The organism is Pseudomonas sp. NBRC 111140 (assembly GCF_001320885.1).
Taxonomy (GTDB): Bacteria; Pseudomonadota; Gammaproteobacteria; order Pseudomonadales; family Pseudomonadaceae; genus Aquipseudomonas; species Aquipseudomonas putida_P.
The window spans coordinates 21352-34699 of the sequence record NZ_BCBQ01000005.1 but is presented as its reverse complement, the minus strand read 5'-3'; the positions used below and the strand labels follow the sequence as shown (position 1 = coordinate 34699).

General features: G+C 64.4%; 12 protein-coding genes. 9 read left to right on the top strand and 3 right to left on the bottom strand.

Features of this window, described 5'->3' with window-relative positions:
* Positions 1 to 61 precede the first annotated feature (61 nt).
* The 5 genes from tsaB (at position 62) to APH42_RS02795 (ending at position 3579) form a co-directional block, all read left to right on the top strand.
* Positions 62 to 736, top strand: coding sequence for a tRNA (adenosine(37)-N6)-threonylcarbamoyltransferase complex dimerization subunit type 1 TsaB (tsaB, locus tag APH42_RS02815; protein ID WP_060492681.1), 675 nt, complete (start codon positions 62 to 64; stop codon positions 734 to 736).
* Positions 737 to 867: 131 nt separating this feature from the next.
* The gene (locus tag APH42_RS02810; RefSeq protein WP_012270802.1) at positions 868 to 1158 is read left to right on the top strand and encodes a hypothetical protein; all 291 of its coding nucleotides are present in this window, start codon (positions 868 to 870) and stop codon (positions 1156 to 1158) included.
* A 3-nt stretch (positions 1159 to 1161) separates the two neighbouring features.
* Positions 1162 to 2031 (top strand): DUF72 domain-containing protein, encoded by an 870-nt coding sequence (locus APH42_RS02805; RefSeq protein ID WP_012270803.1) that lies wholly within the window; start codon positions 1162 to 1164, stop codon positions 2029 to 2031.
* 28 nt (positions 2032 to 2059) lie between these two features.
* A complete protein-coding gene (locus APH42_RS02800) occupies positions 2060 to 2890 on the top strand; it encodes an oxaloacetate decarboxylase (protein WP_012270804.1) in 831 nt (276 codons plus the stop codon).
* The gene (locus APH42_RS02795; protein WP_060492680.1) at positions 2890 to 3579 is read left to right on the top strand and encodes an extensin family protein; all 690 of its coding nucleotides are present in this window, start codon (positions 2890 to 2892) and stop codon (positions 3577 to 3579) included. The genes APH42_RS02800 and APH42_RS02795 overlap by 1 nt, the downstream gene beginning before the upstream one ends.
* Positions 3580 to 3581: 2 nt before the next feature.
* Here the strand turns inward: APH42_RS02795 and APH42_RS02790 are convergent, their stop codons facing one another.
* The gene (locus APH42_RS02790; RefSeq protein WP_060492679.1) at positions 3582 to 4202 is read right to left on the bottom strand and encodes a hypothetical protein; all 621 of its coding nucleotides are present in this window, start codon (positions 4200 to 4202) and stop codon (positions 3582 to 3584) included.
* Between the two features lie 103 nt (positions 4203 to 4305).
* Here APH42_RS02790 and APH42_RS02785 point away from each other — a divergent pair, with 103 nt between their 5' ends.
* Positions 4306 to 5082 carry a class I SAM-dependent methyltransferase gene (locus APH42_RS02785; RefSeq protein ID WP_012270807.1) on the top strand — a complete coding sequence of 259 codons (777 nt, stop codon included), beginning with the start codon at positions 4306 to 4308 and terminating at the stop codon, positions 5080 to 5082.
* A gap of 232 nt (positions 5083 to 5314) precedes the next feature.
* On the opposite strand, the gene APH42_RS02780 is transcribed toward APH42_RS02785, so the two are convergent.
* Entirely contained in the window at positions 5315 to 5956 is a 642-nt protein-coding gene (locus tag APH42_RS02780; protein WP_060492678.1) for a TetR/AcrR family transcriptional regulator, read from the bottom strand.
* 238 nt (positions 5957 to 6194) lie between these two features.
* Between APH42_RS02780 and APH42_RS02775 the strand changes: the two genes are divergently transcribed.
* Complete coding sequence (locus tag APH42_RS02775) at positions 6195 to 7580, top strand: LLM class flavin-dependent oxidoreductase (RefSeq protein WP_060492677.1); 1386 nt, start codon at positions 6195 to 6197, stop codon at positions 7578 to 7580.
* Positions 7581 to 7615: 35 nt separating this feature from the next.
* On the opposite strand, the gene APH42_RS02770 is transcribed toward APH42_RS02775, so the two are convergent.
* Complete coding sequence (locus tag APH42_RS02770) at positions 7616 to 8857, bottom strand: acyl-CoA dehydrogenase family protein (protein WP_060492676.1); 1242 nt, start codon at positions 8855 to 8857, stop codon at positions 7616 to 7618.
* Between the two features lie 283 nt (positions 8858 to 9140).
* Between APH42_RS02770 and APH42_RS02765 the strand changes: the two genes are divergently transcribed.
* Positions 9141 to 10241: an efflux RND transporter periplasmic adaptor subunit gene (locus APH42_RS02765; protein ID WP_060492675.1), complete on the top strand. Its 1101-nt coding sequence runs from the start codon at positions 9141 to 9143 to the stop codon at positions 10239 to 10241.
* Positions 10242 to 10247: 6 nt separating this feature from the next.
* Complete coding sequence (locus tag APH42_RS02760) at positions 10248 to 13313, top strand: efflux RND transporter permease subunit (RefSeq protein ID WP_012270812.1); 3066 nt, start codon at positions 10248 to 10250, stop codon at positions 13311 to 13313.
* Positions 13314 to 13348 lie beyond the last annotated feature (35 nt).

Below are 13348 nucleotides of genomic sequence, written 5' to 3'. Positions count from 1 at the left end.
GCTTGCGGGCCGTTGTCGTTTATACTGCCGCTCTTTTCATTCGCACCTGGATACCCGTTCGATGACCACCCTGCTGGCCCTGGATACCGCCACCGAAGCCTGTTCCGTCGCGCTGCTGCATGACGGCAAGGTAACCAGCCATTACGAGGTGATCCCGCGCATGCATGCCCAGAAGCTGCTGCCGATGATCAAGCAACTGCTGGCCGAATCTGGCGTGGCACTGAATGCGTTGGATGCCATTGCCTTTGGCCGTGGCCCAGGTGCGTTCACCGGTGTGCGCATCGCCATCGGCGTGGTCCAGGGCCTGGCCTTTGCCCTCGAGCGCCCGGTGCTGCCGGTGTCCAACCTGGCCGCACTGGCCCAGGGTGCGTTGCGCGAGCAGGGCGTGCAGCAGGTGGCGGCTGCCATTGATGCGCGCATGGATGAAGTGTACTGGGGCTGCTACCAGGCTACGGCGGGCGAAATGCGCCTGGTCGGCCGTGAGGAGGTATTGCCGCCTGAGCAGGTGGCTCTGCCGGCGGGCAGCAATGGCGAGTGGTTCGGTGCCGGCACCGGGTGGGGCTACGCAGAGCGGCTGGCGGTGCAGGTGGCGGCCAGCAACCCTGGCGCGTTGCCCAATGCCCTGGACGTGCTCAGCCTGGCTACCTTTGCCTGGGCACGTGGCGAGGCAATCGTCGCCGAGCAGGCGCAACCGGTGTATCTGCGCGATAATGTAGCTACGCCCAAGAAGCACTGAGTGCTGTTCGTCGGTTATCGCCGAACACGCTAAAACCTTTTGTGCGATCTGTGGTCCAGTTATCACTCAAGCATTAGCGACGGAACTCTGATGCTGCTAAATTGCCATCATTGGTCCTGAGTGCTCATGCCATGCGTATCGACGGTTTCTCCTCGCAGTCCTATCCGGTCAAGCGCGCCCCGCGCAAGGCAGCGGTGCGTGACGAGGCCATCGACGATGCCGAGGTGGTCGAGGAGGCCGAAACCGCCCCGCAGGAAGCCACCGCCCGCCGCCGCAGCGGTGGCCTGCCAGCCCGCCAGCAGGACATGGTCTTCCCCCGCGCCCGTGACCGCCGCACTGCCACCGCGCTGGCCAGCTACCTGAGCACCGCCGGTTTTAACGACTGGGACATGGAAGTACTGGGGCTCGACCTGTACATTTAGTGGATGAGTCCATCCCCACTGCCTTACTTTCTCGGTTGCCCGTCATGGAGCGAAAACGCCTGGCGCGACTACTTGTACCCTGCCGACGCCAGCAGCAATGAAATGCTTGGCTTCTACAGCCAGGTGTTCAACGCCGTCGAAGGCAACACCACCTTCTACGCACGCCCCGCCCCCGGCACCATTGCCCGCTGGGCGCAGGTGATGCCCGCGCACTTTCGCTTTACCGCCAAGTTTCCAAGGGACGTCAGCCACGAGGGCGACCTGCGCGATCAGCTTGAGCCTGCCTTCGATTTCACCCGGCTGATGGCCCCGCTGGGCCAGCGCGTATCGCCCTACTGGCTGCAGCTTCCGGCTCAGTTCGGCCCTGCACGCCTGGGCGAGCTATGCCACTTCCTCGATGAAATTGCCGTGCCAGTGGCGGTGGAAGTGCGCAACCAGGCCTTTTTCGCCAAGGGGGAGGAAGAGCGGCTGCTCAACCGCTTGCTGCACGAACGTGGCGTCGAACGTATCTGCCTTGACCCGCGTGCGCTGTTCAGTTGCACCTCCCGCGACCCTGCCGTGCTGCATGCGCAGTCCAAGAAGCCCAAGGTGCCGCCACGGCCGGCCGCCTTCAGCCAGCATCCGCAGGTGCGCTTCATTGGCCATCCCGAACTGCAGGCCAACGAAACCTTCCTTACGCCCTGGGTAGACAAGGTTGCTGGCTGGATCGAGGAGGGCCGCAACCCGTACATCTTCCTGCACACATCGGACAACCGCTTGGCAGCCGCCTTGGCTCAGCGCTTTCACCAGCGGCTGATGGCACGCCTGCCGGGCCTTGCACCTTTGCCGGAATTGCCCCGCGCGCCCGAGGTCGAACAACTGGGGCTACTCTGACCTTTCCCTGACTGCCGGAGGTTGAACCATGGACGTGCAAACCCTGAGAGCCGAAGCTTTCAAGGCGCTACACGCGCGCGAAGGCGCGTTCGTCATCCCCAACCCGTGGGATGCCGGTTCTGCCAAGTTGCTCGCCAGCCTGGGGTTCGAAGCGCTGGCCACCACCAGTGCGGGCCTGGCCTTCAGCCTGGGTCGGCCAGACGCCGAAGGCGCCTTGAGCCTGGACGATACCCTGGACAATGCCGGCGAGATCGTCGATGCCACCGCGTTGCCGGTGGCCGCCGATCTGGAGAACGGCTTTGGCGACTTGCCTGAAACCTGTGCCCAGACCATCCTGCGTGCTGCCGAAGTCGGCCTGGTCGGTGGCTCCATCGAAGATGCCAGTGGCCGCAGTGATGCGCCCATCTACGATTTAGGGTTGGCCGTGGAGCGTGTGCGCGCCGCTGTGCAGGCGGCGCGTAGCCTGCCATTCCCGTTCACCTTGTGCGCCAGGGCAGAAAACCTGCTGCACGGCCGCATGGACCTGGACGACACCATCCTGCGTCTGCAAGCCTATGCCGAGGCCGGCGCCGATGTGCTGTACGCCCCCGGCCTGCGCACGGTGGAAGAAGTGCGCGCGGTGGTGCAAGCCGTCGCACCGCGCCCGGTGAATGTGCTGATGGGCATGGCGGGCGTGCCGCTGAGCGTGAACCAGTTGCAGGACCTGGGGGTGCGCCGTATCAGTGTTGGTTCGTCGCTGGCCCGTGCTGCACTCGGGGCCTTGCACCGGGCCGCGCTGGAAATTCGTGATGAGGGCACGTTCGGCTATGGTGAGCAGGCACTGCCGTTCGCTCAGCTCAACGACCTGTTTCGCCGCTGATGAGGGCAGTGCTGGCGCTGTTGGCCGGCCTGCTGCTATTGGCGGGCCTGGCCTGGCACCTCGGCTGGCGCTTGCCTGGCGCATGGAACCCGTGGGCGCCGCTGGACGTGCGCCAGCCGCCCAACCTGCTGACGCCGTACAAGCTGTCGCGCTTGCGCGATGACCCGGCGTTGTGCCGTCAAGCGCTTGAAACCAGCCAACTGCGCTACCGGGCACAAGCTGACAGTCAGGCTTCGGCCGACTGCCTGCTGCAAAATATCTGGCGCATTGACGGCGGCCAGGCGCGGCTCAGCAGCAGCTTCCTGGCCAGTTGCCCGTTGGCGGTGGCCTATGCGCTGTTCGAGAAGCATGGGTTGCAACCGGTGGCGCAGCGGTTACTGGGCCAACCCGTGGCGCAAGTCGATCACCTGGGCAGCTTTGCCTGCCGCAATGTCTACCACCGCAAGCAAGGCCGCTTGAGCCAGCACGCGACGGCCAATGCGCTGGATATAAGCGGTTTCCGCTTGCAGGACGGTCAGCGCATCGTGCTGGCGCGTGACTGGCAGGCGGGTGGGCAGAGGGCGGAGTTCTTGCGTCAGGTGCAGCAGGCGGCTTGCAAGAGTTTCAGCACGGTGCTTGGCCCGGACTATAACGCCGCGCACCGTAATCACTATCACATGGACATGGGGCGCTGGCAGATCTGCCGTTAGCCTCAGGCGTGAACGCGCACGTTGTTCAGCACCACCGGGCGCGCCCAGTGCATGTCGAACTCCAGGTCGTTCTGCTGCTTGGCCAGGGTGGCATGGTCGAACGGCTCGGGTGCTGGGTCCAGCAGGTTGGTCTCGAACTCGGCGATGGGCAGGAACAGCGAGCGCGGAGCAGGGCCTGGGCCGGGCTCGGCAAGCGGTTGGCCCTGGTTCATCACGACGGGGCGCAGCCAGCTGTTGTTGATGTCCAGCTGGCGTTGCTGCTCGATCAGCTCGATGGCGCTGAACGGCTCGGGGGCCGGTGGCAGCAACTTGGCTTCAAGCTCTGCCTTGGGCAGGAACAGCGGTTCGGGTGGTGCCACCACGGTGTCTTGCACCGGGCAGGCGCGCTGGGCGTCGATCATGGCCAGCGCACGCGCACCGCCGACGGGTTCGCCGCTGTCCTGGTCGTATTGCGCGAACGACTGGCTGACGCTGTCTACCGGCTCTTCCTGTTGCTCGGCCATGGCCCGGGCAAAAAAATCCTGCCACAGGTGGCTGACGCCCCCGAGTGCCTGGGTGTTGTGCTGACTGTAGTTGCCGACTGGCGACAAATAGGTCAAGCCGATGGGAAGAGTATCTGACATGGCAGTCGCGCGCGTTGTGCTCTGGCAGAATAGCGGGATATTGCCTGTATCGGCTGTGACGGCCGATACATTAATGGCGGGGTTCAATTTTCAGGTGTATGTGATGGAAGAGCAGGGCACAGGTATCCGGGTCGAGGCGTTGTCGGCTGAATTTGCGGCGCAAGCCGCTGCGTGGGCTGAGCGCCTGGAGCTGCCGCTGCACGACGAGGCCGCTGATTTCGCCGTGCAGGTTGGCGCTGATGGCTTGCAGATTCAACAGTTGGGGCCCCAGGCGCCTGGGCCGGTGCGGGTGGACTTCGTTGAAGGCCAGGCCGCGCACCGGCGCCAGTTTGGCGGTGGCAACGGGCAAATGATCGCCAAGGCCGTGGGCATTGCCCAAGGCGTGCGGCCACAAGTGCTGGACGCCACGGCGGGGCTGGGCAAGGACGCGTTCGTACTGGCCAGCCTGGGCTGCCAGATGACCCTGATCGAACGCCAGCCGCTGATTGCCGCGCTGCTGGAGGATGGCCTGGCACGGGCTCGCGCGGATGAAGAAGTGGGGGCGATCGTCGGGCGCATGCGCCTGCTGACCGGCAACGCCATCGAGCGCATGCGCGCCTGGGAAGGCGAGCCACCACAGGTGATCTACCTCGACCCGATGTTCCCGCACCGGGACAAGAGTGCGCTGGTGAAGAAAGAAATGCGCGTATTCCGGCCGTTGGTGGGTGATGACCTGGATGCCCCGGCCCTGCTCGAAGCAGCCTTGGCGCTGGCCAGCCACCGGGTGGTGGTGAAGCGGCCGCGCAAGGCACCGATCATCGACGGGCCGAAGCCCAGTCATAGCCTGGAAGGCAAGTCGAGCCGGTATGACATTTACCCGAAGAAAGCGCTGAAAGCCTGATTCCTGAAATCTGACCGGCAAGCGCGGTCGTTGTAGGAGCGGCCTTGTGTCGCGAAAGGGCTGCAACGCAGCCCCAGGATTTTGGCGCTCACGCGAAAATTGCCGGGGCCGCTTTGCGGCCCTTTCGCGACACAAGGCCGCTCCTACAGTGATTGCATCGCCTGACAGCTTTACGTTCTACCTGTGGGGGCCGGCTTGCCAGCGATAGGCTCAGTACAGTCAGCCTGCTGCCTCAGGGTTTGAAAGCCCGCAAGAACACCCCTACCACCTCGCGCACATGCGCCTCGGCTTCATCCCCTTCCAGCGGCCCTGCACACCCCAGTAGCAAGCGGTAATCCGGGGCACCCTTGACCAGGCAGAAAAAGTGCTCCGCCGCTCGCAACGGGTTGTCGACGCGCAGCAGCCCGCGTTCATGTGCGCCGCGCAGCAGCGCTTCCATCCCGGCCAGCACACGCTTGGGTCCGGCTTCGTAGAAGTACTCGCCAAAACTCGGGTCCAGGCTGCCCTGGGCCATGATCAGGCGGCTGAGCTTGACCGCCTCGTCACTGCTGATCAGCGCCTGGAAGCCACGGGCAATGGTCAGCAGCACCTCGTCCACCGGTGCCCCCTCGGGGTACTCGAACAGCAGGTCTGGCAGCTGGATCTGGCAGGTGGCCATGACCGCCGAGCAGAACAGGGTCTGCTTGTCGGTGAAGTGGCTGTACACGGTAAGTTTTGAAACACCTGCCGCCGCAGCGACCGCATCCATGCTGGTGTTGGCGTAGCCAAGGCTGAGGAACAGCGTCTTGGCCGCTTCGAGAATCGCCTCGCGCTTGGCCAGGTCCTTGGGCCGGCCCGGGCCGATGGGTGCGTCGTTGGACATTGTGGTCTGCATCTGGTTGAAGAATCACCATCTTAACGGGTCAAGCGCGATCCGGCTAAAACCCGGTCACATTGCCTGCTGTCCGCCAGCCGACAGTTGATCGACAGTGATGTCGTCGTTCAGGCACCTGGTTGTTGTATTTTTTAAATAACCTACTGATTTATAAGTATTATTTTGTTGGCATGAATCGTGTTGATAGAGCATCAAGGGTGCCTGACAAGGGTGCCGAGCCTATTGAACAGGAGTCCCCATGCCACGTGAAATTCGTTTGAACGCCTTCGAGATGAACTGTGTCGGCCACCAGTCGCCCGGCCTGTGGCGCCACCCCGAGGACCGCGCTTGGCAATACAAGGACCTGGACTACTGGACCGACCTGGCCAAGCTGCTGGAACGCGGCAAGTTCGACGGTGTGTTCATCGCCGACGTGATCGGCATCTACGATGTGCTGGGCGGCAATGGCGACGCGGCCATCCGTCAGGCGGCCCAGGTGCCGGTGAACGACCCCTTGGCCCTGATCACCCCGATGGCACTGGTGACCGAGCACCTTGGTTTCGGCCTGACCGCCTCGCTCACCTTCGAGCACCCGTACCCGTTCGCCCGTCGGTTATCGACCCTGGATCACCTGACCAAGGGCCGCATCGGCTGGAACATCGTCACGTCTTACCTCGACAGCGGTGCACGCAACCTGGGACAGAAGGCGCTGAGCGACCATGATGCTCGCTACGACTACGCCGACGAGTACCTGGAGGTGCTGTACAAGCTGTTCGAGGGCAGCTGGGAGGACGGTGCGGTGGTGCGCGACCGCGAGACTGGCCTGTTCACCGACCCGCGCAAAGTCCACGAGATCCGTCATCAGGGCAAGCACTTCCAGGTTCCGGGCATACACCTGTGCGAACCGTCCCCGCAACGCACCCCCGTGCTGTATCAGGCAGGGGCGTCCAGCCGTGGTAAAAACTTCGCCGCGGGCCACGCCGAGTGCGTGTTCGTCGCCGCGCCCTCCAAGGTCATCCTGAAAAAGACCGTGGCCGACATTCGTCGCCGGGCCGCCGAGGCAGGGCGCGATCCGCGCAAGGTGCTGATCTTCAACATGCAGACGGTGATAGTCGACGAAACCGACGCCAAGGCCCAAGCCAAATGGCAGGAGTTGAAAAGCTACGCCAGCTACGAAGGCGCCCTGGCGCTGATTTCAGGCTGGACCGGCATCGACTTCAGCGAGTACCAGCCCGATCAGGTGCTGGAGCATATCCACACCAATGCCATCCAATCGGCTGTGGAGGCGTTTTCCACCGCCGACCCGAACAAGCAGTGGACGGTGCAGGAACTGGCCGACTGGGTCGGCATTGGCGGCTTTGGCCCGCTGATCGTCGGCAGTGCGCAAACTGTGGCGGATGAACTGCAGGCCTGGGTCGAAGAAACCGATGTCGATGGCTTCAACCTGACCTATGCCCTGGCCCACGAAACCTTCCGCGATGTGGTCGAGCTGCTGGTGCCCGAGCTGCAGCAACGTGGCGCCTACAAGACCGAGTACCGCCCCGGCACCCTGCGCGAGAAACTGTTCGGCGACGGCCCACGGCTGCCGGCCAGCCACCCGGCCGCTGGCTACCGCGACCTTGCCCGTCAAGCCGAACCTGTCTGAAATACCCGGGGCTGCGCAGCAGCCCCAGTTGATACTCAGGACTGCTTGGCACCCCCACCAATCTGCCATACATACGGTGGTTTGGTACCGTTCACCTGCCAATCGCCGATAATCCGCTCCTTGTAGATCACCGGGTTGTGCGAAGCCGCCGTGCGGGCGTTGCGCCAGTGGCGGTCGAGCTGGCGGCTGGTGCTGGTGGTGGAAGCGCCCAAGGCATTGAACAGGTCGCTGGTGGCGCGCAGTATCAGATCGATGGTGGCCACTTGCGCCTGGGCCGATTCCAGCTCGGCAACCACATTGGCCTGCTGCTCAGCGGCCGAATCATTGGCGAAGCGTGCCAGGTAGGCCTGCTGGATGGCCTCGGCGGCACGCAGGGTCGCCGCTTCGGCGGCATACACCTGGCCCGAGGCCTTGCCGATCACTTGCAGCACCTGTGGGTCCTGGCTGACGGCAGCGCCGTTGCCATGGCTGAATACCCGTGTGCGCTTGCTGGTTTCCTGGCCGAAGTCGCGCACGGCTGCACGCCCGGAGCCGGTGATCACCGCCAGCAGCACCAGTTGGTAGAACGCGGTCTGGTATTTGAAACGGGTGGCGAAATCGATGATGTTCTCTTCCTCGACCACGGCATTTTCAAACACCGAAGTACCGCTGCCGGTGGTGCGCTGGCCGAAGCCGTCCCAATCATCGTTCTGGCGGATACCGGGCTGCTGAGTGCGGATGGCAGCGATTACATCGGCGCCGGTGTCGTCGCGCCGGGCGAACAGGTCGATCCAGTCGGAGAACAGGCTGCCAGTGCTGTAGTACTTGGTGCCGTTGACTACCCACTGCTCACCCAGGCGCGAAACGCGGGTGATGACATCGCCAATCTTCACCGCGCCGATCTCGGTCCAGGCACAACCCACCAGATCACCGGCGACAAAACGCTGGAACCAGACATCCTGCGGTGCGCTGGCGTGGGCATTGAGGCGGTCTTCGACGAAGGCGAAATGGCCGCGCAGGGCCTGGGGCACGTTGGAGTCGGCTTCGGCCAGCTCGATCAGCAACTGGAACAACTGCGGCAAGGATGCCCCGCCACCGCCATGCTCGACCGGCACGCGCACGGCGCCAAAGCCGGCCTCCTTCAGCCACTGGATAGGTGCATGGGGCAAGGTACGGTTGCGCTCGCGCTCCACGCTGCTATCGGCAATGCGGGTGAAGATGGGCCTGAAGCGTGCGGCAAGCGTGGCGTAGTCGGTGCCGTTGGCGGGGACGGGCAGGTGTTGTTCGAGGGCAGTCATCGGAATACTCCAGGTACATGAAGGAGGGGTATGTACCCGGTGATTGCACAGGTCGTGCCGAGCGCTGAAACGCACGGGGGCCGGGGTTTGCGGCGTGTTTCGCGGTTTGCGGGCTGTGGCGGGACAGGGCAAGTTGTTGATTGGCTGTGGGCCGAACAACAGCGGGTAGCGGTTGGAAAAGCGCCAGGATTTCTTTGTAACGCTGGCTTCACGCCATCGCTCGGCTGACTTAATATACCCGCCAGTACAAATATTCGAAGTGCCCACCGCGAAAGGATTCATCATGTTGCGCCATGCCTTGTCCATCGCCTTGCCCGCCGCCGCCGTGCTGTTTCTGGCGGCGTGCGGCCAGGAAGCCGCCCCACCTGCCGCGCCCCGCCCGGCGCTGGTGGTGCAGCCGCAGCCGGCCGCAGCCGCTGCCGACAGTTACCCCGGTGAAGTGCGTGCGCGCTTCGAGCCGGAGCTGGCTTTCCGCATTGGCGGCAAGGTCAGCAAGCGCTTGGTCGAAGAGGGCCAGCGGGTCAAGGCCGACCAGCCGCTGGCCGAACTGGACCCGCAAGACGTGCGCTTGCAATTGGAAGCCAACCGCGCCCAGATGGCGGCCGCCGAGGCCAACCTGTCGCTGGTGCGTGCCGAGCGCGACCGCTACCAGAAGCTGCTGGAGCGGCAGATGGTCAGCCACTCGCAGTACGACAACGCCGAAAACCTCTACCGTGCAGGCCTTGCCCGCTTGAAGCAGGCCAAGGCCGAGTTCGACGTGGCCGGTAACCAGGCCGAGTACGCCGTGCTGCGTGCGCCGCAGGCCGGGGTGATTGCCAAGCGCCAGGTTGAAGTGGGCCAGGTGGTCGCCGCCGGGCAGACCGTGTTCACCCTCGCCGCCGATGGCGAGCGGGAAGTGGCCATCGGCCTGCCGGAGCAGCAGTTCGCCCGCTTTGCCGTGGGCCAACCGGTAAGCGTGGAGCTGTGGTCGCACCCGCAGGAGCGTTTCCAGGGGCGCATCCGCGAGCTGTCACCGGCTGCCGACCCGCGCTCGCGCACCTTCGCGGCGCGTATCGCCTTTGCCACGGCGGCCACACCGGCCGAGCTGGGCCAGAGCGCCCGGGTGTTCATTGCCCATGAAGGCCAGATCCCGCTGGCGGTACCGCTGTCGGCTGTGACGGCGGAAAACGGCCAGGCCTACGTGTGGCGGGTGAACAAGGACAGCCGCCTGGAGCGGGCAGTGGTGCGCTTGGGCGCCTACGGCAGCGACAGCGTAGCGGTGCTCGAGGGCCTTGCCCCCGGCGACTGGGTGGTTGCCGCCGGTGGCCATGTACTGCGCGAGGGCCAGGCGGTACGGCCTGTGGACCGCAGCAACCGTGTAGTGAACCTGACGGCCAAGGAGTAAGTCCCGATGGGTTTCAACCTTTCTGCCTGGGCGCTGCGCAACCGCCAGATCGTCCTGTTCCTGATGATTTTGCTGGCGGCCATTGGCGCCATGTCCTACACCAAGCTCGGCCAGAGCGAGGATCCGCCGTTCACCTTCAAGGCCATGGTCATTCGCACCCTGTGGCCCGGCGCCACCGCCGAAGAAGTGTCGCGCCAGGTGACCGAGCGTATCGAGAAGAAGCTGATGGAAACCGGCGAGTACGAGAAGATTGTCTCGTTCTCCCGCCCCGGCGAATCGCAGGTCACCTTCATGGCCCGCGACTCGTTGCATTCCAAGGACATCCCCGAGCTGTGGTACCAGATCCGCAAGAAGGTCGCGGACATCCGCCACACCTTGCCGCCGGAAATCCAGGGCCCGTTCTTCAACGATGAATTCGGCACCACCTTCGGCAATATCTATGCGTTGACTGGCGAGGGCTTCGACTATGCGGTGCTCAAGGACTACGCCGACCGTATCCAGATCCAGCTGCAACGGGTCAAGGACGTGGGCAAGGTCGAGCTGATCGGCCTGCAGGACGAGAAAGTCTGGATCGAGCTGTCCAACCTCAAGCTGGCCACCTTGGGCGTGCCGCTGGAAGCCGTGCAGAAGGCGTTGCAAGAGCAGAACGCGGTGAGCACCGCCGGCTTCTTCGAGACGCCCAGCGAGCGCCTGCAGCTGCGCGTGAGCGGGCGATTCGACAGCGTCGAGCAGATCCGCCAGTTCCCTATTCGCGTGGGTGACCGCACCTTCCGCATCGGCGATGTGGCCGAGGTGCACCGTGGCTTCAACGACCCGCCCGCGCCGCGCATGCGCTTCATGGGCGAGGATGCCATTGGCCTGGCGGTGTCGATGAAAGACGGCGGCGATATCCTGGTACTGGGCAAGGCCCTGGAAGGTGAGTTCGAACGCCTGGCGCACAACCTGCCGGCCGGTATGGAGCTGCGCAAGGTCTCGGACCAGCCGGCGGCGGTGAAGGCCGGCGTGGGGGAGTTCGTCCAGGTGTTGGCCGAGGCGCTGGTCATCGTGCTGTTGGTGAGTTTCTTCTCGCTGGGCCTGCGCACCGGCCTGGTGGTGGCGCTGGCCATCCCGCTGGTGTTGGCCATGACCTTTGCCGCCATGCATTACTTTGGCATCGGCCTGCACAAGATCTCCCTCGGTGCGCTGGTGCTGGCCCTGGGCCTGCTGGTGGACGATGCGATCATTGCCGTGGAGATGATGGCGATCAAGATGGAGCAGGGCTACGACCGCCTTAAAGCGGCCAGTTATGCCTGGACCAGCACGGCCTTCCCGATGCTCACCGGCACCCTGATCACGGCGGCAGGTTTTCTGCCGATTGCCACGGCGGCCTCCAGCACCGGCGAATACACCCGGTCGATCTTCCAGGTGGTCACTATTGCGTTGCTGGCCTCGTGGGTGGCGGCCGTGGTGTTCGTGCCGTACCTGGGCGAGCGCCTGCTGCCAGACCTGGCCAAGCTGCATGCCGCGCGCCACGGCAAGGACGGCCACGCGCCAGACCCTTACGCCACGCCGTTCTACCAGCGTGTGCGGCGGGTGGTGGAGTGGTGTGTACGGCGGCGCAAGACGGTGATTCTGCTGACCGTTGCCGCCTTTGTCGGCAGCATCGTGCTGTTCCGCTTTGTGCCCCAGCAGTTTTTCCCGGCATCCGGGCGCCCGGAGTTGATGGTTGACCTGAAGCTGGCCGAAGGCGCTTCGCTGGCCAATACCGCAGAGCGGGTCAAGCAGTTGGAGGCGCTGCTCAAGCAGCAGGACGGCATCGACAATTATGTGGCCTATGTGGGCACCGGTTCACCGCGCTTCTACCTGCCGCTGGACCAGCAACTGCCGGCAGCCAGCTTTGCCCAGTTCGTGGTGCTGGCCAAGTCGATGGAAGACCGCGAGCGCCTGCGCAGCTGGCTGATCGACACCGTGGACCAGCAGTTCCCAGACTTGCGTGCCCGGGTCACGCGCCTGGAAAACGGCCCACCCGTGGGCTACCCAGTGCAGTTCCGGGTCACCGGCGAACACATCGAGAAGGCCCGTGCCCTGGCCAGGGAAGTGGCTGACAAGGTGCGTGAGAACCCGCATGTGGTGAACGTGCATCTGGATTGGGAGGAGCCGAGCAAGGCCGTGTTCCTTGAAATCGACCAGGACCGTGCCCGCGCCCTGGGCGTGAGTACCGCGCACCTGGCGAGCTTCCTGCAGAGTTCGCTGATCGGCAGCACCGTCAGTCAGTACCGCGAGGACAATGAGCTGATCGAGATCCTGCTGCGCGGCACCCTGCAGGAACGCAGCGAACTGGGCAACCTCGGCAGCCTGGCGCTGCCCACCGACAACGGCCAGAGCGTGGCCCTGTCGCAGGTAGCGACCCTGCAGTACGGCTTTGAAGAAGGCATTATCTGGCACCGCAACCGCTTGCCGACGGTGACCGTGCGCGCCGATATCTACGACAAGGAGCAGCCGGCCACACTGGTGAAACAGATTCTGCCGACCCTGCAGGACATCCGTGCCAAGCTGCCCGATGGTTACCTGCTGGAAGTGGGTGGCACGGTTGAAGACGCCGAGCGTGGGCAGAAGTCGGTGAACGCCGGCATGCCGTTGTTCGTGGTGGTGGTGCTAAGCCTGCTGATGATCCAGTTGCGCAGCTTCTCGCGCACGGTGATGGTGTTCCTCACCGCGCCGCTGGGGCTGATTGGCGTGACCCTGTTCCTGCTGGTGTTCCGCCAGCCGTTCGGCTTTGTCGCCATGCTCGGCACCATTGCCCTGGCGGGGATGATCATGCGCAACTCGGTGATCCTGGTGGACCAGATCGAGCAGGACATCGCGGCGGGGATGGAGCGTTGGCAGGCGATCATCGAGGCCACGGTGCGGCGCTTCCGGCCAATCGTGCTGACCGCGTTGGCGGCGGTGCTGGCGATGATCCCGTTGTCGCGCAGTGTGTTCTACGGGCCGATGGCGGTGGCGATCATGGGCGGTTTGATCGTGGCCACGGTGCTGACGCTGTTGTTCCTGCCGGCGTTGTATGCGGCGTGGTTCAGGGTGAAAAAGGGCTGAAGACGCGGGGGAGGGCATAGCCCTCCCCCTGGGCC

Bases quoted from the DNA above. Each gene is read 5' to 3' on its own strand.
- tsaB (WP_060492681.1), top strand. From the start codon at position 62: ATGACCACCCTGCTGGCCCTGGATACCGCCACCGAAGCCTGTTCCGTC.
- APH42_RS02810 (WP_012270802.1), top strand. From the start codon at position 868: ATGCGTATCGACGGTTTCTCCTCGCAGTCCTATCCGGTCAAGCGCGCC.
- APH42_RS02805 (WP_012270803.1), top strand. From the start codon at position 1,162: ATGAGTCCATCCCCACTGCCTTACTTTCTCGGTTGCCCGTCATGGAGC.
- APH42_RS02800 (WP_012270804.1), top strand. From the start codon at position 2,060: ATGGACGTGCAAACCCTGAGAGCCGAAGCTTTCAAGGCGCTACACGCG.
- APH42_RS02795 (WP_060492680.1), top strand. From the start codon at position 2,890: ATGAGGGCAGTGCTGGCGCTGTTGGCCGGCCTGCTGCTATTGGCGGGC.
- APH42_RS02790 (WP_060492679.1), bottom strand. From the start codon at position 4,202: ATGTCAGATACTCTTCCCATCGGCTTGACCTATTTGTCGCCAGTCGGC.
- APH42_RS02785 (WP_012270807.1), top strand. From the start codon at position 4,306: ATGGAAGAGCAGGGCACAGGTATCCGGGTCGAGGCGTTGTCGGCTGAA.
- APH42_RS02780 (WP_060492678.1), bottom strand. From the start codon at position 5,956: ATGCAGACCACAATGTCCAACGACGCACCCATCGGCCCGGGCCGGCCC.
- APH42_RS02775 (WP_060492677.1), top strand. From the start codon at position 6,195: ATGCCACGTGAAATTCGTTTGAACGCCTTCGAGATGAACTGTGTCGGC.
- APH42_RS02770 (WP_060492676.1), bottom strand. From the start codon at position 8,857: ATGACTGCCCTCGAACAACACCTGCCCGTCCCCGCCAACGGCACCGAC.
- APH42_RS02765 (WP_060492675.1), top strand. From the start codon at position 9,141: ATGTTGCGCCATGCCTTGTCCATCGCCTTGCCCGCCGCCGCCGTGCTG.
- APH42_RS02760 (WP_012270812.1), top strand. From the start codon at position 10,248: ATGGGTTTCAACCTTTCTGCCTGGGCGCTGCGCAACCGCCAGATCGTC.